Origin of the sequence: Rhizobium sp. IBUN (assembly GCF_000510625.1) — a bacterium.
Classification (GTDB): domain Bacteria; phylum Pseudomonadota; class Alphaproteobacteria; order Rhizobiales; family Rhizobiaceae; genus Rhizobium; species Rhizobium altiplani.
Map to the genome: position 1 here is coordinate 1 of NZ_AZNV01000041.1, position 25,226 is coordinate 25,226.

At 60.9% G+C, this 25,226-nt stretch carries 19 protein-coding genes; 8 read left to right on the forward strand and 11 right to left on the reverse strand.

Annotated elements, in window-relative coordinates; all coding sequences use genetic code 11:
• The 3 genes from RHIBUN_RS0126605 to RHIBUN_RS0126615 form a co-directional block, all read right to left on the reverse strand.
• The coding region (locus RHIBUN_RS0126605) for a methyl-accepting chemotaxis protein (RefSeq protein WP_245271727.1) at positions 1-2,063 on the reverse strand (2,063 nt) is incomplete at its 3' end.
• A gap of 215 nt (positions 2,064-2,278) precedes the next feature.
• The gene (locus RHIBUN_RS0126610; RefSeq protein ID WP_025661891.1) at positions 2,279-3,031 is read right to left on the reverse strand and encodes a crotonase/enoyl-CoA hydratase family protein; all 753 of its coding nucleotides are present in this window, start codon (positions 3,029-3,031) and stop codon (positions 2,279-2,281) included.
• Positions 3,032-3,040: 9 nt separating this feature from the next.
• The gene (locus tag RHIBUN_RS0126615) at positions 3,041-4,819 is read right to left on the reverse strand and encodes an acyl-CoA dehydrogenase (protein ID WP_025661892.1); all 1,779 of its coding nucleotides are present in this window, start codon (positions 4,817-4,819) and stop codon (positions 3,041-3,043) included.
• A gap of 217 nt (positions 4,820-5,036) precedes the next feature.
• Between RHIBUN_RS0126615 and RHIBUN_RS0126620 the strand changes: the two genes are divergently transcribed.
• The gene (locus RHIBUN_RS0126620) at positions 5,037-6,032 is read left to right on the forward strand and encodes a transporter (protein ID WP_025661893.1); all 996 of its coding nucleotides are present in this window, start codon (positions 5,037-5,039) and stop codon (positions 6,030-6,032) included.
• A 52-nt stretch (positions 6,033-6,084) separates the two neighbouring features.
• Here RHIBUN_RS0126620 and RHIBUN_RS0126625 read toward each other — a convergent pair whose 3' ends face one another.
• Positions 6,085-6,621 (reverse strand): BA14K family protein, encoded by a 537-nt coding sequence (locus RHIBUN_RS0126625; RefSeq protein ID WP_025661894.1) that lies wholly within the window; start codon positions 6,619-6,621, stop codon positions 6,085-6,087.
• 190 nt (positions 6,622-6,811) lie between these two features.
• Here RHIBUN_RS0126625 and RHIBUN_RS0126630 point away from each other — a divergent pair, with 190 nt between their 5' ends.
• Entirely contained in the window at positions 6,812-7,774 is a 963-nt protein-coding gene (locus RHIBUN_RS0126630) for a GH25 family lysozyme (RefSeq protein ID WP_025661895.1), read from the forward strand.
• Positions 7,775-7,840: 66 nt separating this feature from the next.
• On the opposite strand, the gene RHIBUN_RS0126635 is transcribed toward RHIBUN_RS0126630, so the two are convergent.
• Positions 7,841-9,085, reverse strand: a complete 1,245-nt coding sequence (locus tag RHIBUN_RS0126635) for an aromatic ring-hydroxylating dioxygenase subunit alpha (RefSeq protein ID WP_025661896.1) — start codon at positions 9,083-9,085, stop codon at positions 7,841-7,843.
• A 413-nt stretch (positions 9,086-9,498) separates the two neighbouring features.
• Here RHIBUN_RS0126635 and RHIBUN_RS0126640 point away from each other — a divergent pair, with 413 nt between their 5' ends.
• From RHIBUN_RS0126640 to RHIBUN_RS0126650, 3 genes are all read left to right on the forward strand, one after another.
• Positions 9,499-10,104, forward strand: coding sequence for a DUF6656 family protein (locus RHIBUN_RS0126640; protein WP_025661897.1), 606 nt, complete (start codon positions 9,499-9,501; stop codon positions 10,102-10,104).
• Between the two features lie 103 nt (positions 10,105-10,207).
• The gene (locus RHIBUN_RS0126645) at positions 10,208-11,182 is read left to right on the forward strand and encodes an L-threonylcarbamoyladenylate synthase (RefSeq protein ID WP_025661898.1); all 975 of its coding nucleotides are present in this window, start codon (positions 10,208-10,210) and stop codon (positions 11,180-11,182) included.
• Positions 11,183-11,202: 20 nt separating this feature from the next.
• Complete coding sequence (locus RHIBUN_RS0126650) at positions 11,203-12,630, forward strand: FAD-binding oxidoreductase (RefSeq protein ID WP_025661899.1); 1,428 nt, start codon at positions 11,203-11,205, stop codon at positions 12,628-12,630.
• 11 nt (positions 12,631-12,641) lie between these two features.
• On the opposite strand, the gene RHIBUN_RS0126655 is transcribed toward RHIBUN_RS0126650, so the two are convergent.
• Positions 12,642-15,377 (reverse strand): DUF1217 domain-containing protein, encoded by a 2,736-nt coding sequence (locus RHIBUN_RS0126655; RefSeq protein WP_025661900.1) that lies wholly within the window; start codon positions 15,375-15,377, stop codon positions 12,642-12,644.
• A gap of 298 nt (positions 15,378-15,675) precedes the next feature.
• Here RHIBUN_RS0126655 and RHIBUN_RS0126660 point away from each other — a divergent pair, with 298 nt between their 5' ends.
• Positions 15,676-16,242, forward strand: coding sequence for a DUF6101 family protein (locus RHIBUN_RS0126660; RefSeq protein ID WP_025661901.1), 567 nt, complete (start codon positions 15,676-15,678; stop codon positions 16,240-16,242).
• Between the two features lie 61 nt (positions 16,243-16,303).
• Here RHIBUN_RS0126660 and ubiA read toward each other — a convergent pair whose 3' ends face one another.
• The 4 genes from ubiA to RHIBUN_RS0126680 all read right to left on the reverse strand — a co-directional run bounded on the left by ubiA (position 16,304) and on the right by RHIBUN_RS0126680 (position 21,672).
• Positions 16,304-17,263, reverse strand: coding sequence for a 4-hydroxybenzoate octaprenyltransferase (gene ubiA / locus RHIBUN_RS0126665; RefSeq protein WP_025661902.1), 960 nt, complete (start codon positions 17,261-17,263; stop codon positions 16,304-16,306).
• 64 nt (positions 17,264-17,327) lie between these two features.
• A complete protein-coding gene (locus tag RHIBUN_RS0126670; RefSeq protein ID WP_025661903.1) occupies positions 17,328-17,909 on the reverse strand; it encodes a histidine phosphatase family protein in 582 nt (193 codons plus the stop codon).
• 58 nt (positions 17,910-17,967) lie between these two features.
• Complete coding sequence (locus tag RHIBUN_RS0126675; RefSeq protein WP_025661904.1) at positions 17,968-19,227, reverse strand: cyclopropane-fatty-acyl-phospholipid synthase family protein; 1,260 nt, start codon at positions 19,225-19,227, stop codon at positions 17,968-17,970.
• A 135-nt stretch (positions 19,228-19,362) separates the two neighbouring features.
• Positions 19,363-21,672 (reverse strand): Tex family protein, encoded by a 2,310-nt coding sequence (locus tag RHIBUN_RS0126680; RefSeq protein ID WP_025661905.1) that lies wholly within the window; start codon positions 21,670-21,672, stop codon positions 19,363-19,365.
• 204 nt (positions 21,673-21,876) lie between these two features.
• Here RHIBUN_RS0126680 and glyS point away from each other — a divergent pair, with 204 nt between their 5' ends.
• Positions 21,877-24,054 (forward strand): glycine--tRNA ligase subunit beta, encoded by a 2,178-nt coding sequence (gene glyS / locus RHIBUN_RS0126685; RefSeq protein ID WP_025661906.1) that lies wholly within the window; start codon positions 21,877-21,879, stop codon positions 24,052-24,054.
• A gap of 105 nt (positions 24,055-24,159) precedes the next feature.
• On the opposite strand, the gene RHIBUN_RS0126690 is transcribed toward glyS, so the two are convergent.
• A complete protein-coding gene (locus RHIBUN_RS0126690; protein WP_018116650.1) occupies positions 24,160-24,600 on the reverse strand; it encodes a YqaA family protein in 441 nt (146 codons plus the stop codon).
• Positions 24,601-24,696: 96 nt separating this feature from the next.
• Here RHIBUN_RS0126690 and RHIBUN_RS0126695 point away from each other — a divergent pair, with 96 nt between their 5' ends.
• Positions 24,697-25,209, forward strand: a complete 513-nt coding sequence (locus tag RHIBUN_RS0126695; RefSeq protein ID WP_025661907.1) for a DUF523 domain-containing protein — start codon at positions 24,697-24,699, stop codon at positions 25,207-25,209.
• Positions 25,210-25,226: the final 17 nt, after the last annotated feature.

A 25,226-nucleotide genomic window follows, 5' to 3' on the forward strand; every position in this document is an offset into this window, starting at 1 on the left:
GCGCGACGGCTGTAGGATGATGCGCCGTGGGATGCTGCCTGCAGGTTGAACTGGGCAAGGAGTTGCATCAGCTTTGCTGCTTCCTGCGCCAGCCCATGGCTCGCTGCCGTCTGCTCCTCGACCATGGCGGCGTTCTGCTGCGTGCCCTGGTCCATCGTGTTGACGGCCGTATTGATCTCGGCAAGCCCCGTCGACTGCTCACGGGTTGCCGTGACGATTGCGTCGACGTGACGGCTGATTTCCTGAACCTGACCGACGATTGCTTCCAACGCCTTGCCGGTGTCGCCGACGAGCGTGACGCCCGAGCGAACCTGTGAGTTCGAGGCGGTGATCAGGCTTTCGATTTCCTTCGCGGCATGGGCAGAACGCTGTGCCAGCTCGCGCACTTCCTGGGCGACGACAGCAAAGCCCTTGCCGGCTTCGCCTGCGCGTGCCGCCTCGACACCGGCATTCAGCGCCAGCAGGTTGGTCTGGAAGGCAATGTCGTCGATGACACTGATGATATTGGCGATCTTCTGCGACGACTGCTCGATCTCGGTCATTGCCGAGACCGCCTTGCGGACGATGTTGCCGGACTCTTCGGCGCCGTTGCGGGTGCGCGAGACGAGATTGCCGGCCTCCTCAGCGCGACGTGCCGTGTCCTTGACCGTCGTGGTGATCTCCTCGAGCGCTGCAGCCGTTTCCTCGACCGAGGCTGCCTGCTGCTCGGTGCGGCGGGCAAGGCCGTCTGCGGCCGTGCGGATTTCGCTCGCACCGGCATCAATGGCGTGCGCGTTGTTGCCCACGGCATGCAAAGCACCGTGGAGCTTGGTGACGGCGTTGTTGAAGTCATTACGTAGGCGGTCGAGATGCGGGGCAAACGGCGCGTCGATGCGATGCGCAAGGTTGCCATCCGACAGCGCGCCGAGGGCACTGGCAAGCGCATCGACGGCATGACGGATTTCGGTTGCCTCGCGGTTTTTCTGCTGCTCACGCTCATGACGCTCACGCTCGGTAAGGGCACGGCCGGTTTCGGCTTCACCCTCAAGGCGCTCTCGATCAACCGCGTTCTTCTTGAAGACAGCCACAGCCTCGGCCATCGAGCCGATCTGGTCGCGGCGCTGTTCGCCAGGAATGGAGACCGACAGATCGCCGGCGGCAAGCTTTTGCATCGCGGCGGTCATATCGGTGACGGGACGGATCACCAGGCCATGCAGCAGCCAGGCCATGGCGCAGATCATCAGGCCGACGGCGAGAATCGTGGCAATGGTTGCGGCAATGCGGAATTCGTTCAGCGAAGCGAAGGCGGCGTCGCTGTCCACGACGAAGCCGAGGTACCATTCGACCGACGGCAAACCTGCAACCGGCATGAAGCTGACGAGGACATCCTTGCCGGCAAACTCAGTCGGAACGAGCCCGGCCTTGATCGCCGGTGTCTCAGCCGGGAAAGCGTCGGCAAGCGTCTTTGTCACCAGCTTTGCATCCGGGTGGATCAGGATCTGCCCGCTCTTGTTGACGAGGAAGGCCGTGCCTTTGCCGCCGAGATCGATCTCCTTGATCATGTCGACCATGGTCTTCAGCGAGAAGTCGCTGCCGGTCACGCCGGCCAGCTTGCCGCCGTGGCTGACGGGAACGGCCGAGCTGATGATGAGATCGCCGCTCGACGCATCGACATAGGGCTCGGTCATGACGCTGGCGTTGGCCTTGACGGCATCCTGATACCAGGGGCGCTTGCGCGGATCATAGCCGTCCGGCATCGGCAGCTTCGGCCACATGGTGAAGACACCCTGCTCGTCGCCAAAATAGGTGCTGACGAACTGGCTGGTCAGAACATCGTTCTGGAGCACGGCTTCGACGCCCTTCTGATCGGCGGCGCGGCCGATGGCGTTCGCGACCATGGCGGTCAGCGTCACACGACCATTCATCCAGTTGGCCAGGCTGCTTGCAGCCTGCTCACCGGACGAGCTGATGTTGGCTTCGATCGCGGCAGTCGCGGTGCTCCGTTCGACGGAATTGATGTAGTAGGAAAAGGCGGCAAAGGCCACAAGAACAACGGCAGACGCGGCAACGAGGATGCGCGTCATCAAATTCGTCTTCTTTTTCAAGGATTTTCCTTTCGTGAGTGGTCCGCGCCGTACTTGACGAAGCGCGGGCTACTCGATGCGCAGGCTATGGGCAAAACGGGACAAAGCGCCTCATGCGCCCGGACGACTGCGCCATCAGCGCGCCGTCATACCCCTAATATTAGAGGGGTATTTAAAACTGGCTTAAAATTTGACGAAACTCGACTATTCCCACGTCAGCGGCGCATGAAGGCTTCGAAGGCGGCTTTCGCTTCGGCGCTGTGTAGGCGGTCGAAGAAGTGACGCGCCTCGTCATCGATGCGCGCAATGACTTCTTCCCGATCGCCCCGGATCAGGTTGCGCGCGATCTTCAGCGCTTCTGGCGGCTTGGCGGCAAGCTTGGCAGCGGTTGCGAGCGTTGTCCTTTCGACCTCATCGGGCGCACAGACTTTCCAGACAAGTCCCGCCTCCCGTGCTTCCTCGCCGGAGAAGCCCTCACCGAGAGCCAACATCGCAAAGGCGCGCTGGTGTCCGATGATCCGCGGCGCAAGCAGGCTGGACGCCGCTTCCGGAACGAGGGCGAGGTCGACGAACGGCGTGCGGAACTGGCTGCGCGCTGAGGCGATTGTCAGGTCGCAATGCATGTGCATTGTGGTTCCGATCCCGATCGCCAGCCCGTCGACACCTGACACGATCGGCTTTTCGGAGCGAACCATGGCGTAGAGGAATTCGACGATCTCGCGAGGCATGGCACCGCCCATCGCCGCTGCGAGGAAATCTCCGAGGTCATTGCCCGCGGAAAAGCAACCTTCGGTGCCGAGAAAAGCCGTCGCCTTGATCGCCGCATCGCCATTGGCGGCAATCAACGCCTCCGCCATTTTCCGATACATGGCGCGGGTGATGGCATTCTTCTTTTCCGGCCTGTTGAAACGGATGATCTGGATGCCGGGGTGTGCCGCATCCTGCTCGACGATGACCTGCTCTGTCATGATGGTTCCTCAGGCGAGAACTATTTTGGCAGCCGCAAGGCTTGCGGCGCCGTTGATGACGCTGTCCTTCAGCGCCGTCACTTCCGAAAGAAGATTTTCCGCGGCAAAACGGCAGAGTGCGATGCGCCCTTCGGCACCTCCCGCCGGTGCCTGCGCGAGCCCGCCCTTGGCGAGATAGCAGCCGGTCAGGACAAGGCCGAAGAGCCGCTGATACGGTGTCGCGCCGGCCAGCGCCTCTGCCACCTTAGCATCGCGAACCTGCGCCAGCAGCCAGTCTGTCGCCTCGCCGAGGTCGGTTATTGCGGAATCGAGGCGATTTGCCGTCGCGCCGAAGCCGCCGAGGTTGGAATGGCGGACCTGGTCGGCGATCTGTTTCAGCTCGGCGATGAAACCGTGCACCTGGTCGCCGTCCGAAAGCGTCAATTTGCGGGTGACGAGATCGATCGCCTGGATACCGTTCGTGCCCTCATAGATCGGCGCAATGCGCGCATCACGCAGATAGCGCGCGGCTCCCGTCTCCTCGATGAAGCCCATGCCACCATGCACCTGAATGCCTGATGAGGCGACGTCGACGCCGACATCGGTGGAAAAGGACTTGGCGATCGGCGTCAGCAGTGCTGCGCGCTCCTGCCAATGCTGCTTTCGATCCGCCGCGCGATGCGACATGTCGATGGCATGGGCACAGGTATAGGAAATTGCGCGGGCGCCTTGCGTCAACGCCTTCATCGTCAGGAGCGTGCGGGTAACATCCGGATGGTCGATGATCGGGCTCATGCCGCCACCCGCCCAGTTCGGCGCCTTGCCCTGAACCCGCTCTCTCGCATAGGCGACTGCCTTTTGCGTCGCCGCCTCGGCGATCGCGACGCCCTGCATGCCGACGGCAAGGCGGGCATTGTTCATCATCGTGAACATGCAGGCGAGGCCCTTGTTCTCCTCGCCGACCAGCCAGCCGATTGCCCCCTTCTCCTCGCCGAACTTGCCGTCGCCATAGATCATGGTGCAGGTCGGCGAGCCGTGGATACCGAGCTTGTGCTCCAGCGAGTGCGCGAAGAGATCGTTGCGGGCGCCAAGCGATCCGTCCGCATTGACGAGGAATTTCGGCACGAGGAACAGCGAGATGCCACGCGTTCCGGCCGGTGCGTCCGGGAGGCGAGCGAGGACCAGGTGAATGATGTTGTCGGCGGCGTCGTGTTCGCCCCAGGTGATGAAGATCTTCTGGCCGAAGATGCGGTAGGTGCCGTCGTCCCGGCGTTCGGCACGGGTCTTGAGCACGCCGAGGTCGGAGCCGGCATGCGGCTCCGTCAGGTTCATCGTGCCGGTCCACTCACCCGAGACGAGCTTTGCGAGGTAGGTATTCTTGAGTTCGCCGGACGCATGGCTGTTGATCGCTTCGATCGCACCCATGGTCAGCGTCGGGCAGAGCGCGAACGCCATCGATCCGGAATTCCACATTTCCAGGGCGGCGACGTTCAGCATATGCGGCAGCGCCTGCCCACCGAAGTCTTCTGGTGCGGTCAGGCCGTTCCAGCCGCCGGCGATCCAGTTCTTGTAGAGATCGCGCCAACCATCGGGCGTTACTACCCTGCCGTCGACGAGGCGCGAACCCTGACGGTCGCCAACCTCGGCGAGCGGCGCAACTTCATCCGTGGCGAATCGTCCCGCTTCATGAAGGATGGCGTCGACGAGATCATCACCAAGGTCACCGAGCAAACCAGCTTCGATTGCATCGCCCAGGCCGGCAACATGCTTCAGCGTAAACGCAATCTCTTCGACCGGCGCCTTGTACATCAGTGATCTCCTCGCATCGCTGGCCGCCGATTGAACAGCCCTCCAGCCTCTCCAAGGGCAGAGCTAATTGATTTTTACGTAAACGTCAATTTCAAACTTCCAGCGACAAGCTGCCACGGAGTTACACATGTCTTGAATTATTACGCACTTGCACAAACAACCGTCATAGAGAATCTCTAAGGACACTCACCGCCATCGCAAGAGGACCGGCGCATCAATGGATACTTTGCCCGCCAACATCCCCGGACTCGTGTGGGCCTACCGCTTTCCGCCGGACGGCGGCAAGGCAATCCGTCTCCCAAACAGCGCGCCGCAGGCCGAGTTGACCGACGGCGGCGGCTTCTATTGGCTGCATCTCAATCTCGCAGATGCCAGGGTGCCCGGCCTGCTCGACAGTATCGTTGGCTTGAACGACGATGCCAAGGCAGCCTTGACCACCCGTGACACGCATGCCGCGATAACGGTCGACGAACAGCTGCTCTACGGCACGCTTGTTGATTGCCAGCGCGAATTCGATCGTGAAACCGCCGATCTTGGTTGGCTGCATTTTGCGATCTCTGACCGCTTTATCATTACCACGCGGCTGCAGCCGCTACGCAGCATCGAGCGCGCCCGCGCGCTAGTGGAGAAGAACCCGGCAAAATTCGAACGGCCTGTCGACCTGTTCGAGATCCTGGTGATCGAGTTCCAGCGGACACTGATCTCCATCGTCATGGAAATGACCGAGGAGCTCAACGTTATCGAGGATTTCGTCTACGACAACTCGCCACGCGACGAGCGCCGGCGGCTGGCGCCGGTCCGACGTACGGTCGTCCGGCTGCACCGGCACCTGAGAACCGTGCTGGCCCTGATGCGTCGCGCTGCCGCCTCGCATGACGATGAAATGCCCTTCGGCTTCGATGATGTCGCGGGACGGCTGACGAGCCGCCTCGAAACCGTCGATCACGACATTTACGCGCTGCAGGACCGCGCTCGGCTGCTGCATGAAGAAATCGACTCGAAGGCGTCCTCGGAGACGAACCGGCACCTCTACATTCTGTCGATCATGACGGCCTTCCTGCTGCCGCCAACCCTGGTGACGGGCTTCTTCGGCATGAACACGGCCAATCTACCTTTTGCCGAAGGTAGCGGCGGCACCGAATATGCCGTGGCCATCATAATCGCCTCCATCGTGCTCGCATGGTGGCTGCTGAAGCGCGTCCGCATCCTCTAACGCAAAAAGACCCGGCATTGCTGCCGGCCCCGAGAGCGAAAGCTTGCTTCACTCAGTAGTACGGCGAAACGCACTGCTGGCGCGGGCCATTGTACGGCTGGAAGGTGTTGTCGTAGACCCGATAGGAACGGTAACGCGCCTGGCACCAGGCCACGTGACCCGAGCCGAGCGAAGCAGCCGGCGGAGGAGCCACATAGGTCGGCTGCGATGCAATAGCACCACCAATTATCGCACCAGCGCCGAAGGCGGCCAGCGGGAACCAGTAGCCGTCATAGTAGCGGTAGCCACTGCGATAGTAGGGATAGCCGCGATAGCCACCGTACCAGCCGGGGCGATAGGCTGGGCGATAAGCCGGGCGGTACCCCGGATAATAGCCAGGGCGATAGCCTGGATAGTAGCCCGGCCGGTATCCGGGGCGAAAACCGGGGTGACAATAGGGGCCACGGCAATACTGGACGTTCTGGACGTCACCAGATTTTTCGACCTGCGGCAGAGCCGGCATCTGCATCGCCTGCGAGGGCGCATAGGCACTTGCCAGCGTGACAAAAGAAACGGCGGCAATCGCTATCTTCTTAAAAAACCCAGTCATGGAAGCTCCATTTCCAGTTGGAATACGCGCGCACGATACCGCCAAGGCACTGAAAACGTTCCAATGACCAGTTTTCATGCTGTCGGTGCGACTTTCCGTTTTTAAGCGATCGCGGATTAACTGGACATTAACCGCCTTTCACCACGCTCATTCCATGAAGCAATCCTGGAGAAATCTTCTGCTTCGCTTGATGGTTCCGGCGCTTGTCGCGGGACCTCCGACTATGGCTGTGGCGGCTGACACCCTGCCCTGGAACAACCCCAACAACGCGCTCGTCATCGACGCGTACGAACTCAATACGATCGACTGGGATTCCCTGCTTTCGGACAAGCGCATCGCCGCCTTCATTTCGAAAGCTTCCGACGGACTTCCGGAGAGCTTCTCCTGTACCGGCGATCATGCCGGGGACACCGTCGCGCATTGCAAGACCATGTGGCGCAAATATGCGGTGAGCCGTGAGCTCTTTCAGACGCGGCGATTGGTTGCCCGGGCGGCCGGCCTCCTCTGGGGCTCCTATCACCTCGCCCGTCCCGGCAACCCGGTCGACCAGGCCAACCATTTCCTCGAATACGCCGATCCCAAGGACGACGAGATGATGATCCTCGATCTCGAGGGCATCGATTCGCAGAAATTCATGTCGCTGGAGGACGCACAGATATTCGCAGGCCATATCAGGGCAAGGACCGGACGATACCCGGTTCTCTATACCAATCACAACACCGCCCGATATATTGCCGCATATCGCAACGACTATCCCGTGCTGGCGCGGCTACCGATCTGGTATGCGCGATACAGGCCCGACGTGAAGGGCGTGTTCCCGATGGGAAACTGGGACAACTACCTGATGTGGCAGTTCTCGTCGGGACAGAACTGCAGCAAGCGCCGCTGCCCTTACCGCGTTCCAGGCACATTGACGGATATCGATGTCAACGTCGCGCCCATGAGCCGCGCCGAACTCGCAAAGGTGTGGGCGCGGGGCAACCTCTTGCCGGCGCGCGAACCGGACCCGCCCCTCATTCTTGCCAAGATCGAGATGGAGCCGCGCGGAATGCCTGCCCAAGGCCCGGCAACCTTCGCACAGCTTCCGCCGGATCCTATCGTCACATCCTCGATACCGCAGAGCGACGTCGTGCGCACGCGTCGAGACTTCTGAGAAACGTGCGCACAAAAAAGACCCCGTCTCCAAGAGACGAGGTCACTTGGGAGGGAGTCTTTTGGATTAGGCGACGACGGAGAGCTTCGCCTGATCGCCCTGCAGGCGGTTGACCATGAAGTTCGAGTACCATTCGAGGAACTGCATGACGCCGCCTTCATGCGCCATCGAATAAGGCCCAGGCTCGTAGGCCGGCGAGTGAATACCGAAGGCATTCTCTTCGACGATGCGACGGTCCTGATCGTTGGTTTCGGTCCACACATGCGTGAGCTCGGCCAGATCGTAGTCGACACCTTCGACGGCATCCTTGTGCACGAGCCACTTCGTCGTGACGGCCGTTTCATTGGCACTGAGCGGCAGTACGCGGAAGGAAATCGCATGGTCGCCGAGAATGTGGTTCCAGGTCGTCGGGTAGTGGAACAGCAGCATCGTGCCGATGCGATCAAGCGTCACGTCGTCCGAAAGAGGCCTCTCGACGGCGCGCCTGCCGGACATGGTGTAACTCTCTGCGTCCTCGATCAACGGCATGCGGGCCGTGCGGAACTGACCGTCGGGGGAAATCTGGAACTTGCTCGGCAAGCCAGCCGCCTCGCAGCGTGCCCAGTGACCCGCAATCTCGGGATCGTCGGCACCGCCGTCCGTGCCGGTGACGCTCGGCGCTTCCGGGTAGGTGCGGCAGAGTTCGGGGTGGTTGGCCGCGCAGTGATAGCATTCGCGGTTGTTTTCCCAGACGAGCTTCCAGTTGCCCTTCTCGATGATCGTGCTCTGGAAGGCGACCTTCGCCTCGCTCAGACGATGCGGCAGCATATAGGGCGCGACCATGTCGCGGATCGGCTGGAAATCCGGTGTATTCTGCGCGAGACAGATGAAGATGTAGCCGCCGAAGCTCTCGCAATGGACCGGCTTCAGGCCGTAACCGCTCTTGTCGAAATCATCGCCCATGTGACGGGCAAAGGCGAGCTTGCCATCGAGGTCGTAGGTCCACTGATGATAGGGGCAGACGAGGCGAACCGAGGAGCCGTGCTCCTTGGTGCAGACGCGCGAGCCGCGATGGCGACAGCTGTTGTGGAAGGCGCGAATGACGTTGTCACGGCCACGGACGATGACAACGGGATAGTCGCCGATCTGGACTGTGAAATAAGCGCCCGGCTTCGGCAGCTCGCAATCATGGCCCATGAACAACCAGTCGCGATAATAGATCATCTCCATATCGAGCTTGAAATAATCCTCGTCGATATAGAAGGGCCGCTCGAGACTGAAGCCTTCCCGGCGGGTCTTGAGTTGCCGCAATACGTTGCTGCGAATATCCATCTGCATATCCTCGTATAATGGGCCGCCGCTTGATCGAAGGCGAGAGCCGCCGGAAGCTTCGCTCCCTCTCCGTCAGGAGACTTTCTTGATAGACATTTAAACACCGCTGGCGCGCGGCGTTTGGTTGTAAAGCGACATCGGCTTCGAAAATGACGACAGGCGGCAAAGGAGTGCGGAATCGAACGCGGTTCCAGCCTAAAAATGCTTCATTCTCGGCCAGCAAGGCCAATTACGACATTGCCGCAACCCAATTCACACTTGGGCTCTCGGCACGACCTTGCCACAGCTATCGTATTTGCGACATGGCGGCGGTGGCCAATGTCCACCAACCCGCGCATGACGGCCGAATTTAATCTGCCATTAAGCATGATTGCCTATCCTTTCCACATCAATCATCCATGTGGATATCTCTCATGGCGAAGCTTCGCTATTTCGACGCCACTAACAGCAATTCCAGCAACGCGGCACCGGTCACCTCGCATTCTGAATTTCTGCGCACCGGAAAGATCACGCGCACCCGGGCCCACTGGCTCGCCGAGGAGCGGCGCTACCTCACACATGACGAAGTCGCAGAGAAGACGGGCCGCAAGCTGGAGACAGCCGGCGCCAAGACGCATCGACATATCAACGGATTTCACCGTTCGATCCAGTTTCCGAAGCTGCTCTTCCACCGCACGCTGCAGGACAGCCCGCATTTAGGCTATTGCCACGTGACTGCGTCGCGGACGAAATTCGCCCGCTACGAAGAAGTCAGCTGGGCGTTCTACATCGCGAATTTCTACGCCGACATCGGCGACAACGACAATTTCTTCCACAAGATCGATCTGAAGTATTCGCGCATGTATTTCGCGGTGGCGATCAAGCCCGGCGAACATACGCCGGAGAAGATGACGATCGACCGCTCGGTGAGGGGCAACGGGGTGCTTTTCCGCACCGACGATCCGCAAATCGCCATCAAGAACGTATTGCTGCTCGGCGCGCGCAACGAGCAGCTGCGCGAGATCATTCGCCAGCTCTGATCGCGATCATCCGCCAGCTCTGATCGGCATCATCGGCCCGCTTCGATATTGATCCGATCGCCGGGAAGGCATAAGGACTGCCGGACAGCAATCCGGACAGCGCATGGCACGATCGATCGACATCACGAAGGACAGGCAGCAGGCTATCGAAGCCGGTTGCGCAGTGCTTGGCGAGGGCTTCCCGATCGCGATCCCGACGGAGACCGTCTATGGGCTCGCTGCCGATGCGACCAATCCGGTCGCAATTGCCCACATCTACGAGACCAAGGGCCGCCCCCGCTTCAACCCGCTTATCTGCCACATGGCCGACCTTGCCATGGCTGAGAAGCACGCGGAGTTCGACCCCGTTTCACGCGCACTGGCCGAAGCATTCTGGCCGGGGCCCCTCACGCTCGTCCTGCCGTTGAAGCCAGAGAGTGCCATTCATTCGCTGGCGACCGCAGGGCTTGATACCGTTGGCATCCGCGTGCCGAAGGGTTTCGCGGGAGAGCTGATCCGCGCCTTTGGGCGGCCGCTCGCCGCGCCCAGCGCCAACACGTCAGGCAAGATCAGCGCGACGAGCGCTGCCCATGTCGACGCCGACCTCGGCGAGCGCATCAGACTGATCCTCGATGCCGGTGCAAGCACCGTTGGCGTCGAGTCCACGATCGTCAAGGTCGAGGATGGCAAGCTCAGGCTCTTGCGGCCGGGCGGGCTGCCTGCCTCGGAGATCGAGCGCGTGGCCGGTCAAAAGCTGGTGCGAGCCAGGAAGGCGTCCGCGGCCATCGAGGCGCCGGGGATGCTGGCATCCCACTACGCGCCCGGCGCAACCGTCCGGCTGGACGCAACGCATGTCGATTCCGACGAGGCGCTGATTGCCTTCGGCAAGACGGCCGTTGCCGGTGCCGACGACGCCAGGATCGTCCTCAATCTCAGCCGGGACGGCGATCTCGCGGAAGCCGCGGCGAACCTCTTCGACTATATGAAGAAAGCCGACGCCAGCGGCGCGCAGACGATCGCCTTTGCAGCCATTCCCGACGAGGGACTCGGCGAGGCAATCAACGATCGGCTCCGCCGCGCAGCCGCGCCACGTGAGTAAGCAAGAAGGATCATGTTTCGATGAGCAGCGTTTCCCCCGAACTTCTCGACCGTTTCGCCGCCGTCATCGGTGAGAAGCATGCGCTTAGGAGCGAAGCCGATCTCGCGCCGCATCTGATTGAAAACCGCGGCCTTTACCACGGCTCGTCCCCTCTTCTCCTGAAGCCCGGTTCGGTCGAAGAAGTGTCGTCGATCCTGAAGCTCGCAACCGAGACCGGAACCGCGGTCGTGCCGCAAACGGGCAACACGGGTCTCGTCGGTGGCCAGACGCCGCGCGAAGGCAAGTCCGACATCATCATCTCGCTCGAACGCATGAACAAGGTTCGTGATGTCGATCCCGTCGCCAATGTCCTCGTCGCCGATGGCGGGGCGATCCTCGCGGACGTGCAGAAGGCGGCAGAGGCATACGGTAGGCTGTTTCCTCTCTCGCTTGGCTCCGAAGGTTCGTGCCGCATCGGCGGCAATCTGTCGACGAATGCCGGTGGCACGGCGGTGCTTGCCTATGGGAACATGCGCCAGCTCTGCCTCGGCCTCGAGGTCGTGCTGCCGACCGGCGAAATCTGGAACGGCCTGCGCCGCCTGAAGAAGGACAACACCGGCTATGACCTGCGCGACCTCTTCATCGGCGCGGAAGGCACGCTCGGCATCATCACCGGCGCCGTGCTCAAGCTCTTTCCGCAGCCTCTCGGAAAGCAGGTCGCTTTTGCCGGCCTTAACTCGGTCGAGGATGCCCTTGCCTTTTTCAACCTCGCATCCAGCCTTTGCGGCACCTCGCTGACCGGCTTCGAGCTGATGCCGCGCTTCGGCGTCGAGATTACCGCACGCAACATCGAGGGGGTACGCGATCCACTGGAATCGGCGCACCCCTGGTATGTCCTTGTCGATATTTCCACGTCCGATTCTGCCGAAACCGCCGAGCGCATGATGACGGCGCTGCTTGAGCAGGGCTTCGAGGCAGGTTTGGTTCAAGACGCAACAATCGCCTCGTCGGTCGCGCAGCAGCAGGCGCTCTGGCATATGCGCGAGAGCATGTCGGACGCGCAAAAACCCGAAGGCGGATCGATCAAGCACGACGTTTCCGTGCCGGTTTCCGCAATCCCGGCTTTCATGCACGAGGCCGGCGGTGCGGTCGTGGCGGCCATGCCCGGCGCTCGCATCTGCGCCTTCGGCCACATGGGCGACGGCAATATTCACTACAATATTTCCCAGCCAGTTGGCGCCGACAAACAGGCCTTCCTGGCGCGTTGGCGTGAAATGAACCACATCGTCCATGGCTTCGTGCTGGCGCACGGAGGATCGATTTCCGCCGAGCACGGGATCGGTCAGCTGAAGCGCGACGAACTGGCCTCGATCCGCCCGCCGATTGAAATGGAGCTGATGCGCAGGATCAAGCACGCCTTCGACCCGGCCGGCATCATGAACCCCGGCAAGGTCGTCAACGTCGACTAAGGGGCGACGATTTAAAGAAGGCTTGTGCTGGTCGTGCCGCCATTGGTCAGGATGGTGAGCGCCGGGGATGTGCCAGAGTTGTTCTGCAGATCATACATTGCCGTAAAGCGCTTCATGAGCTTGTCGACCTTCTTGGAATCCTGGAGATCCTCGAGATTGACGAACTTCCCAAGCATGGAAACCTGTTTTTCGACATCCATGTTCGAGACACTGGTCGGCAGGCTGAAGGTGGTTGTAATCACCTGGAACAACGCCTTGTCGCCTAGAATCGTGTAGAGCGATGTGATGTCGGGTGCGCTGCGCGCGAAATACAGCGCGAGGCGTACGCCGTCGTTCGTTTCACCTTCCTGCGATTCCAGCGTCTGCTGAACGTACTTTTGCTCCGTCCGGTCTTCGGCGCCAACATTCTGGACTGTCCCGATCTTGGCCCGCGTCAGGTTACCGTCGGTATCGAAGTTGAAGTCCGAGACAATCTCCTTGAACTTCGACTCCGCCTTCGTGTTGAGGTAGCTCTTGGGATCGGACGGATCGGAGGCAAAGATCTTGCGCAGCGTCTCCTCGTCGTATTTCTTCGGGTCGAGGCCGTTTGCCGTCAAGACCAGGCTGGTCAGCTTGTCGTTCGACAGGAAGTCGTCGAGAGACTTCACCTCCGCCATGCCTTTGGCGAATGCATCGACGGCTTTCGTCGCATCCTCGGAAGCCTTGTCCCTGAGCGGGCCGTCGCTCATGCCCATCAGCATGCGCGACTTATAGTTCGTCGCATATTTCGCCATCACGGCGGACGGCAGCGGCTGTATCTCCGCGGATATCTTGCCGTCAGCTCCAAAATTGAAGGCGCGGACCAGATTGGTGATCCGCTCGTCTTTTAACGAGGCGACGTAGCCGTCGGGATCGTAGGGGTCACTCTTCAGCAGCTTGCGGAACATGGAACGAGACACGTCCTGTTCCGTCAGTCCGTAGGCGCGAAGCGCCATATCGTAAAGTTCAGGTAGGTCGTCGTTCTTCTTGTCAAAGTCTGCGGCGGCGTTCGAGCGCAGCAGGTCGTCAACCTTCTTGATCTTATCGTCGGCCATTCGCGTCTTGTAGTTTGCCACGGCCTCGTCGATCGCCTCGTTCTGCGCGTCCGCATATCGCACGCCGTAGAACGTCGTCGTATCCATCAACTGAGCGCTCGATTGCGGGCCGGATGCAGCGGCGGCCGAACCATCGGCCGCGAAGCTGAACGCGGCATTGAGCGCGCTGAGCCCCTGGCTAGCGGCGAAGCTGGCATCAGTCAGGATGCTTTTGATGTCTGCGTCGCTGACGCTCGTGGGGACGCCATAGGCCGACCGCAGAGTGTTCATCATTTGCCCGTCAGCGATCAGGTCATCGACATTGGAGATCGTCGGGATCACAGCCTGGAAGTAATCGAGATTGGCGCGGACCTGCGAACTCGTGGCCCGTGCCTGCGCGATTGTTTGCGCCCCGGCGCCAGTGGCAACGCTGCCGTCGGCCTGGAAGTTGAAGGCCGAGTGGACGTCGTCGTAACCCAGCAAGCTGGCGTAGCTCGCATCCGTCAAGACGCTGCGAAGGTCGGCATCGCTGACGCTCTGGGGAAGCGAATAGGCATCCCTGATGTACTGGGTCAGCTTGGTATCAGCGATCAGGTCATCGACATTGGTGATGCTGACGATCTTTGATTGATAATAGCCCGTGGTGTTTGCGGCCTGGTCGGACATCGCTTTCATCTGATCCGACGTCTGTGCCGCATAGGACGCCGCAGCGGAATTGATGGTACCGTCCGCGTTGAAATTGAAGCTCTGATTGACGTTGCTGAAATCCAGCAAGCTTGCGTAGCTCGCATCGGTAAGAACCAACCGGAGTGCCGCGTTGCTGAAATCGTCGCCCATGCTGAAGGCCGTTTTGATATAGGACGTCAGCCGCTTGTCGGCGATGATGTCGTCGACATTGGTGATGGTTCCGATCTTGGACAGATAGTAGGCTTTGTTGTAGTCGGCAGCCGCCGAGGTCGTGATCGATGGGACAGTCAGATTGTACTGCTCCATGACGGCGTCTTTCTGGGTGGCCGTCTGCGCTGTGCCGTTGACGGTGCCATCTGCATTGAAGCTGAATTGTGCGGCAAGCGCCTTATACTTGTCGTTGCCGTTGAGATTGACAAAGCTATTGGGATCGTTGACGTCACTCGTCAAAACCTGCGCCAGGAAATCCTTGGAAACATAAGTGGGATCGATGCCGTAGGCCTTGAGAACATAGGTGCGCACGCGGCTGTCGCCGACGAGATCGGAAACGTTCTGAACCGCGTCTATCGCGTTGCTGTAGTATTTCGTTTCGGCCGCGGCATTCCTGCCTTCGTCGGCGAAGGATTGCGTGTAGAGACCGATCAGGTCGTCTTCCTGCGCGTCGCTCTGGGCATCCGCTGCGGGCGTGTTGAAATTGAACGCAGCAGCGAATTCCTTGTAGCGCGAATCGGAAAGCTTGTTGGCGAAGCTATTGGCGTCCGTCAGATCGCTTTCCAGCACCTTTTTCATGAAGGCCTTGGCGTAAGTCATGTCTTCGAGGCCATAGGCCTTCATCGCATAGCTGTAGAGCCGATAGTCGCCGAGGAAATCGTCGACGTCTTTGACGTTGTTGATGTTGTCCTTGTAATACTCGGCGTCGCGTTTGACCGTCGCCTGGGAGGCGACGCGATCCAGGCTCTGCTTCATGTTCCCGGACAACAAATTGTAGGCCATCGAAGCCGAGATCATAGTGCGTCCTTTTCCGGCAAAGTCTTCAAGCATGACCGATTGGTTCTGCGCCATTTTGCGATAAAAAGCTTACCCGAGACTTACCCATCCAGCGTTGCAATATGGCACAGCAGGCGTTCACCCTCCGGAAACCTTGCCGGCTTCGGTTTTGATAACCATCCAGGGAGGCAAAGTTTTCTTAACCGCGATTTTTAAGCTGTCTCGAACAGGCGGCGCCTATTGTCGGGCCATAGAGGGCGCAAAGCCCCGAGGAGAAGACCGGAAACCGGCTCTCAGGTAAGACAAGGGTAGAATGAACATGAACAACACCGTTATGAAGCCCGTATGGGCTGGAACGACGCTGCGTCTCGATCCGTCTCGCTTTCCCCAGCAGGTCAGCTACGCCATCCATGACTCCTCAAGTGACGTGAACATAACGATCGACGAACGTGGCGCCATCCTGCGCAAGGTTCTCTCCTCCAGCGGTCTGCCGCTTTCGATTGCCCTGCCCAAGCGCGCCTTCAAGGGCGTAGCCGCCCGGGCCATCGACCATGGCAACGGCGAAGTCACTGTCACGCTGGAGCTTCACCACGAGGACCCCGAGCTCTGCATACCGCTGCTGGTCGCCCACGACCTCGCAGATATCGCAGCCGACTGGCGAAGCTGGTCCGAGGCCTTCCGCATTCCGATGCTGATGGTCGAGGCCGACGGCGTTGCCCGCCCGCTGGAAGAGCATCTTGGCGACCTGCGCACCAGCGCATTGAAGCCGCGCCGCCGGCATTCCTACTTCGCAAACCGGCGTCCGCGCTTCCTCGTGCGCCGCACGACGGGCAAGCTCGGCGTCGCCATGAAGATCGAAGGCAAGGAAATCATCGCCCGCAACTAAGCGGTGCGTCATTTCAGACCATCAATGCCCGGCCATTGTGCCGGGCATTTTCATTTCCGCCTCAGGGCAGGACGAAGAGAAGCGACAGGAAGAGGCCAAGAAAGATGATCAGGCCGACGCGATTGTTCGACTTGAACAGCGCAAGGCACTGGTCGGCATCGTCGATATTGAGCGTCACGATCTGCCAGGCGAACATGCCGGCCGCGATGAGCAGGCCGAGATAGCCGAACAGGCCGACGCCTGCAGACAGGAAGGCGCAGAAGGCAAGCACGAGCGTCAGGCCATAGAGGCCGACCAGCCACTGTTTCGTCTTGTCGCCAAACAGCCGCGCGGTCGAGCGGACACCGATCAGCTCGTCGTCCTCTTTGTCCTGGTGGGCATAGATCGTGTCGTAACCGATCGTCCAGACCACCGAGGCGACGTAGAGGAGGATTGGCGCCAGTGAAAGGCCGCCGAAGATCGCCGCCCAGCCCATCAAAGCACCCCAGGAAAAGGCAAGGCCAAGGAAGAACTGCGGCCAATCCGTGAAGCGCTTGGCAAAAGGATAAAGCGCCACGATAGCGAGCGAGAGGACGCCGAGAATGACGGCAAACCAGTTCAGCTGCAGCACGACCAGCAGCCCGACCAGCGCCTGCAGGACGATGAACCCCTTGGCCTGCGTGCGTGTCACCCGACCCGATGGCAGCGGCCGCGAGCGGGTGCGCGCCACTTCCATGTCGATCTTGTGGTCGACGAGATCGTTGTATGTGCACCCAGCCCCGCGCATCGTGACAGAGCCGATGAAATAGAGCACGAGATGGAAAATCAGCTGGCCGCCGGAAAACTGGCCAATATGAGCCGCCGCATTCGCGGCCATGGCAGCCGACCAGAAGCAGGGCCACATCAGCAATTGCCAGCCGATCGGCCGATCCCAGCGCGCAAGCTGCGCGTAGGGCCAGAGCCAGGGAGGCAGGACCCGGTAAACCCAGTTGTTCGAAGGCGCATCCGCAACGCGCCCGTTTATTCCGCCGATCTGTTGCATGACGCCATCTAGCGAGCCGTCGAGGCGCGGGTCAAGGTCAATTCACGGCCGCCGGGGCGACCTTTCAGCGCTGGTTCCACCGCCTGATCACCGGCTCCGTCAGGTCGTGCTCGTAGCCGAGAACGCTGATGCTTGCCGTGTCGAGGATGAAGCGCGCGCCATCGGTCGGCGGCAATCCGAGCCAGCGCGCGCCAAGGACGCGCAGGAAGTGCGAGCTGGAAAAGATCAGGATCGGGGCATTGGCCAGCCGCAACTCCGATATGATCCGATCTGCTCGCCCGCCGACATCGCCCGCCGCCTCGCCCTTGGGGCAGCCGTCGCGAAACAGCTGCCAACCGGGTCGGCTCGCTTGGATTTCCTTGGTGGTGATACCCTCGTAGGCGCCGTAGTCCCATTCCGCCAAGTCATCCTTGACGATCGCGCCGGCGCCAAAGCCCGAGAGTTCGCAGGTGTCGCGCGCGCGCTGCGACGGGCTCGACCACACGGCCGCAAAACCTCTACCCGCAAGGCGCGAACCGACGTCACGTGCTGCGGCCTCGCCTTTTGCCGTGAGCGGAATGTCACTGCGACCGGTGTGCCGCCCAGACAAACTCCACTCGGTTTCGCCGTGACGCACGAGATGGATTTCCGGAAGGGTGCTTGCCATTGTCATCAAGCTCCGAATTTAAAGACGGCGCGGCCTTTGCCGCGCCTTTTGATCTGGATCAGAGAATGACTTTTTCGAGCGGCGTGCGCGTCGCCTCGAACTCTTTCAGCTTCGCCTCGTTCTCGGCAATGTAGCCGCGGTTATCGGGGGTGGAATACTGGTTCTTGGAAATCTGGATCTGCATGATGAAAAGTTCGTCCCAGCGGAAGCCCATTTCCGACCCCGCAAGGTAGAATTCCCACATGCGGAAGAACTGCTCGTCATAAAGCGCAACCGCCTCGGCCCTGCGCGCCACGAAGCGTTCACGCCAGTGACGCAGTGTGTAGGCATAGTGCAGCGGCAGAACTTCGACATCGCGGACGAGCAGTCCCGCCTTTTCGATGAAAGGTATGGTCTCGCCAATCGATGGGATATAGCCCTGCGGGAAAATGTACTTCTCGATGAAGGCATTGGTCGCAAAGCTTGGCTTCGGACGTGCGATCGAGTGCAACACCATGACGCCGTCATCGTCTAGGAATTCATGCACTTTCTTGAAGAACTTGCCGAAATTGCCGATGCCGACATGCTCGAACATGCCGACCGATACGATGCGGTCAAATTTCCTGCCCGTCATCGTGCGGTAGTCCTGCAGTTCGAAGCGCGCGCGATCGCCAAGACCACGCTTCTGAGCTCGCTCCCGCGAGATCTTCAGCTGCTCCTTGCTGAGCGTGATGCCGGTGAGCTCCAGTCCCGGCGTGGATTCCACCAGGTACATGCCCATGCCGCCCCAGCCGGAGCCGATCTCCAGGACACGCTGGTTCGGTTCGAGCAGAAGCTTCGCGGCAATGTGCCGCTTCTTGGCGACCTGCGCCTCCTCCAGGCTGATGCCGGGTGGGTTGTAGTAGGCGCAGGAGTATTGCCAATCCTCGTCGAGGAAGAGTTCGAAGAGCTTTTCGGACAGGTCGTAATGGTGGGCAACGTTACGCCTGTTGCGGTTGATCGGCATGCGGCTCTTCAGCTGCTGCAGGGCGATGCGTCCGATCAGGAGAGCCGCCATCGGGATATCGAAGATCTCGTTGGTGGTGTTCTGCTTCACCATCGCCAGGAAATCGTAGATGTTGCCCTGTTCGAGAATGAACCGGCCTTCCATGTACATTTCGCCTAGCTTCAGGGTGGGATCGCGGCGGATCAGCTGTTCCGCCTCTTCATCGGCAACGCGGGCGACAACGAGTTCGCCTGTGCCATCACCGACCGCATGCGTCTCGCCATTGGCGAGAGTGAGTCTCAGATTACCCTTACGGATGATTTTTTGGACAATCGATAAGAAAGCCGACGCCATAAGTAAGGCCTCGCAATGTGACAGGATGATCCGATCAACTTAGTATCTCTCATCCGCCTTACAAGCGCCGTAATTCGCACCTCGGCAACATGGTCGCCGAAGTGTGACATTTTTGCAAATTTGGTTGCTAAGCGCTTATTTTCGCTTCATGGCCTCAGCCAGTGCGGCTCCAAACGCACCTTGGCTTTCCTGCTTTGACGAAGCCGACCGCCGGTCATTCTGGCCGCGAACCGGCGGGTTTCCACGTGGCTCGCCACGCGGAGCGGAGGCCTGCGAGCCATCGTCCTTTCTCATCGACAGGCCGATGCGCTTACGCTTGGCATCGACCTCGACGACGCGAACTTTCACAACGTCGCCAGCTTTCACAACTTCGTGAGGATCTTTGACGAAGCGATCGGCGAGTTGCGAAACGTGCACCAAACCGTCCTGATGGACGCCAATGTCGACGAAAGCCCCGAAGGCCGCGACATTGGTCACGGTGCCTTCCAGCAACATGCCCGGCGTGAGGTCGGAGATCTCATGAACGCCTTCGGCGAAGGTTGCTGTCTTGAAGCTCGGGCGCGGGTCGCGGCCGGGCTTTTCCAACTCGGCCAGGATGTCCTTCACCGTCGGCAGGCCGAATTTCTCATCGATGAACTGACGCGGATCGACGGCCTTCAGCACGGCGGTATCGCCCATCAGCGAACGCAGGTCGCGGCCACAGGCGGCGACGATCTTCTTGGCGACGCCGTAGGCTTCCGGGTGGACTGAGGAGGCATCGAGGGGCTCCTTGCCATCGCGAATGCGTAGGAAGCCGGCGCATTGCTCGAAGGTACGCTGGCCGAGGCGGGCGACCTTCAACAGGTCACGGCGGGTCTCGAAGCGACCTTCGCTGTCTCGATGCTTGACGATCGCGTCGGCAATCGAGGCGCCCAGACCGGAGACACGGGAGAGCAGCGGCGCGGAAGCGGTGTTAAGATCGACGCCGACGGCATTCACCGCGTCTTCGACGACCGCATCGAGCGAGCGCGACAGCTTCTGCTGGTCGACATCATGCTGATACTGCCCGACGCCGATCGACTTCGGCTCGATCTTGACGAGTTCGGCCAGCGGATCCTGCAGGCGGCGGGCGATGGAAACGGCGCCACGGAGCGATACGTCGAGGTTGGGAAACTCAAGGGCAGCGGTCTCGGATGCGGAATAGACGGAAGCGCCGGCTTCCGAGACGATCACCTTGGTCGGCTTCGGCGCCGGCAGTTCGGCCAGCATGTCGGCGACCAGCTTTTCGGTCTCGCGGCTGCCGGTGCCGTTGCCGATCGAGATCAGCTCGACATTGTGCTTACGGATCAGGGAAGCAAGCTCCAGCTGCGCGCCGCGCACGTCGTTCCGCGGCTGGAAGGGATAGACGGTCGAGGTCGCCACGACCTTGCCTGTTGCATCGGTTACGGCGATCTTGACGCCGGTGCGGATGCCTGGATCAAGGCCCATGGTCGGGCGCGAACCGGCCGGCGCTGCCAGCAGCAGATCCTTGAGATTGCGGGCGAAGACGTGGATCGCCTCTTCCTCGGCACGTTCGCGAAGTTCGCGCATCAGGTCGAGCGACAGCGACATGGAGAGCTTGACGCGCCAGGTCCAGCTTGCGACGTCCATCAGCCAGCGGTCGCCGGGACGGCTCGCGCCGATCTCGTAGGCGGCGGCGATCATGCGCTCGACCGGCTTGTTGGGAGAGACGGTCTCGGCATCGGCCTCGATGGTCAGCGTCAGCACTTCTTCGTTCCAGCCGCGCAGCATGGCTAGCGCGCGGTGACCGGGGGCGGTCGCCCAGCGCTCGGAATGGTCGAAGTAGTCGGAGAACTTCTCGCCAGCGGCCTGTTTGCCATCGACCACCTTGGCCTTCAGCAGGGCAGCGCTGCGCATATGGGCGCGCAACTTGCCAAGCAGATCGGCATTTTCGGCGATGCCTTCGGCGACGATGTCGCGCGCGCCCTCGAGTGCCGTCTTCACATCCGGCACATCGGCGGTGATGTAGCCCTCCGCCAGCGTCGCAGGCTCCTTTGAGCGATCAGCCAGGATCGCCTCCGCCAGCGGTCCGAGGCCACGCTCGCGGGCGATCTCGGCGCGGGTGCGACGCTTCGGCTTGTACGGGAGATAGAGATCTTCAAGCTCGGCCTTGGTGGCAGCATCGGCGATCTTGCCAAGCAGGTCGTCGGTCATCTTGCCCTGACCGGTTATGGATTCGACGATGGTATCGCGGCGGGCTTCCAGTTCACGCAGATAGACCAGCCGCTCCGCCAGATTGCGCAGCTGCGTATCGTCCAACCCACCCGTCACTTCCTTGCGGTAGCGGGCGATGAAGGGCACGGTCGCCCCTTCGTCGAGCAACTCGATCGCCGCCTTGGCCTGGTCCGGCCGGGCGTTGATTTCGGAGGAGATGACAGCGGCGAGCGAGCGAAGGTCAGCGGCCATGAGAATTCCTGCGGTTCACAAAATTTGCGGGACCATAGCGGCGAAAAACGACAAGGCAATGCCCGCCGTCCCTATCCACAGCAACATAGCACGGCCAGCGGCCGTTTTTGCGGTTGTGCATGTGCGGCATTCTTTGCTAGCAGAGGCGACCGTTTTTAGCCCCGCCTTTGTGGCGCCTTCCCCAGAGAAGGCAAGGAAAGTGACATGCCAGATCTGCTCCTAGAACTCCGCTCCGAAGAGATCCCGGCCCGCCTGCAGCGCAAGGCTGCCGGCGACCTGAAGAAGCTCGTGACCGATGCGCTTGTCGAAGCAGGACTTTCCTACGAGGGTGCGCGCGAATACTGGACGCCACGCCGGCTGACGCTCGATATCCGCGGCCTGACGGCGCGCTCCGCCGATGTGCGCGAAGAGAAGAAGGGTCCCCGCACCGACGCCAACGAGAAGGCGATCGAAGGCTTCCTGCGTGGCGCCGGCCTGTCCTCGGTTTCCGAGGCGCAGATCCAGAGCGACCTGAAGAAGGGCGACTTCTACATCGCCATCATCTCCAAGCCCGGTCGCGCCGCTGAAGAGATCATCAGCGATGTCATGCCCGGCATCATTCGCGATTTCCCCTGGCCTAAGCCAATGCGCTGGGGCGCGGCTTCCGCTCAGCCAGGCTCGCTGCGCTGGGTCCGGCCGTTGCAATCGATCGTCTGCACGTTCGGCACGGAGCATGAAGAGACCGTCGTCATTCCGTTCTCGATCGACGGCATCGTCGCCTCCAACGTGACCTACGGCCATCGTTTCCATGCGCCCGGCGCCATCACCGTCAAGCGTTTCGGCGATTACATCGCGAACCTCGAAAAGGCCAAGGTGATCCTCGATGGCGAACGCCGCAAGGACATCATCCTGCATGATGCCCGCGATGTCGCGTTTGCAAACGGACTGGAACTGGTCGAGGACGAAGGCCTGCTCGAAGAGGTCTCGGGCCTCGTCGAATTGCCGCAGGTCCTGTTGGGCAGCTTCGAGGAAGACTACCTCTCGATTCCGGCGGAGATCATCCGCCTGACGATCAAGACGAACCAGAAGTGTTTCGTGACGCGCCCTGTTGGCGGCGACACGCTGTCGAACAAGTTCATCCTCGTCTCGAACATCGAAGCCAGCGACGGCGGCAAGGAAATCATCCACGGCAACGGCAAGGTCGTGCGCGCGCGCCTGTCCGACGCCCTGCACTTCTGGAAGCGCGACCAGGGCGATCTGCCTGATCTGGAGACGCTGGAGGCTTCGGCAAAGAAATTCGACCTCGACCTCAAGAAGCCGCTCGACCAGCGCATGGCGAAGCTCGATGCGCTTGATGTGACGTTCCACGCCAAACTGGGTACACAGGGCGAGCGCGTGGAGCGCATCCGCGCCATGGCCGCAAAGGTCGCTTTCCCGGTCGGTGCTGATTACAAGCTGGTCGATAGGGCCGTGGTGCTTGCCAAGGCCGATCTGCGCACCGAGGCTGTCGGCGAGTTTCCGGAACTGCAGGGCGTCATGGGGCGCAAGTATGCCGCCCTTCAGGGCGAGGATGCCGTTGTCGCGACCGCGATCGAGGAGCACTACAAGCCGCAAGGCCCGTCCGACCAGCTGCCACAGGACAAGGTCGCGATCACAGTGGCGCTTGCCGACAAACTCGACACGCTGATCGGCTTCTGGGCTGTCGACGAAAAGCCGACCGGTTCGAAGGATCCGTTTGCGCTGCGCCGGGCTGCCCTTGGCGTCATCCGCATCCTTCTCGAGCGGCGTGTGCGCCTGACGCTGCTGCCGCGCATCACCAGCCACATGGGCCGCATCGATACGGATATCGGCAAGACTGTTGACGACAACGACCTGTCACGCCAGTTCGACCTCCTCTCCTTCTTCCATGACCGCCTGAAGGTCTATCTGCGCGATCAGGGCGCGCGCTACGATCTCATCGATTCCGTGCTGACGCCGGAGGCCGACGACCTCTTGATGATCGCCCGCCGTGTCGAGGCACTAACGGCCTTCATCACGTCCGAGGATGGCAAGAACCTCCTGGTCGGCACCAAGCGTGCCACGCAGATCCTGGCTGCCGAGGAAAAGAAGGGCACGGTGATCGCCGACGGCGTCTCCGAAAATCTCTTCCGACTCGACGCCGAGAAGCAGCTCTTTGCCGCCATCACCACCGCTTCCGCAGAAGCCTCTGCGGCCGTCGACAAGGAAGACTTCCGCTCGGCGATGGAAGCGCTCTCCAGGCTGCGTGCTCCGGTGGACCGCTTCTTCGACGACGTGTTGGTCAATGACGAAGACGCTGCAATCCGTGCCAATCGCCTTGCCCTGCTTCGCCTGATCCGCGAGGCAACCGGCACGGTCGCCGACTTCTCGAAGATCTCGGGTTAAGCGCATCAGATGCGGCGTGCGGATGACGCCTTAACATCCGACATTTGCTGCGTATTTCCTTCCTTGCTCAGATTTTGATTCAAGGATGGAAATCTCTGATTTCCGTCAGCCAGCAACTCCGATTGTAGCCGCCGAGAGAACCGCATAACGCGCGGCCTTGGCAATGGTCACAAGCAGCAGGAACATCGGAAGCGGTTCGCGTAGCACACCGGCGACGATGGTGATGGGATCGCCGATAACAGGCATCCAGCTCAGAAGCAGCGACCACTTGCCATAGCGCCGATACCAGCTTTGCGCCTTGTCGAGCGCAGGCTGGCGGACGGGAAACCAGTGCTTGTCGCGAAATCGTTCAATGCCGACGCCGAGCAGCCAGTTGACGGCCGAGCCGAGGACGTTGCCTATTGTCGCCACCGCGATCAGCGCAATGACCGGATGCTGCTTCGCCAGGATGAGCGCGACGAGGCCGGCTTCCGACTGCATCGGGAATATCGTGGCAGCCGCAAAAGCCGCCAGGAACAGCGCGGCATAAACCGCTAGATTGGTCATGGCTTGTCCGCGCCAATGCTTCGCTGCACCCTGCATCCCTTCATCAAGTCTTACGGCGGACTGGAACTATCACGTCTTTGGCGTTATGCCAAAGTCATGAACAAGATCCTCGTCAGCGCCTGTCTCATGGGCCATGCCGTCCGTTATGACGGCCAGTCGAAGCCGCTCGCCCATCCCGCGATCTCGCGCTGGATCGAGGAAGGCCGGCTGGTGACAATCTGTCCCGAGATGTCCGCCGGAATGCCGGTGCCGCGTCCACCCGCCGAAATTGAAGGCGCAGCCACGGGCGAGGATGTCCTCTCCGGCCGTGCGCGCGTCGTCGAGGTCAGCGGCGGCGATGTGACGGGCGAGTTCAAGCGGGCTGCCGAGAATGCACTGGCGCTCGCGATCGAAACAGGCTGCCGTTATGCGCTGCTGATCGATGGCAGCCCCTCCTGCGGCTCGGGCTTTGTCTATGACGGCACGTTTTCCGGGCAGAAGCTCGCAGCAAATGGCGTGACGGCCGCGCTTCTGAAGCAGGCTGGCATTGCCGTCTACTCCGATCGCGAAATTGAGGAACTTGTCGCAAGGCTTACTGCCGACGAGGCCGCGACGGCCGACTCCCCTTAATGCAAAACGGCCGTCGG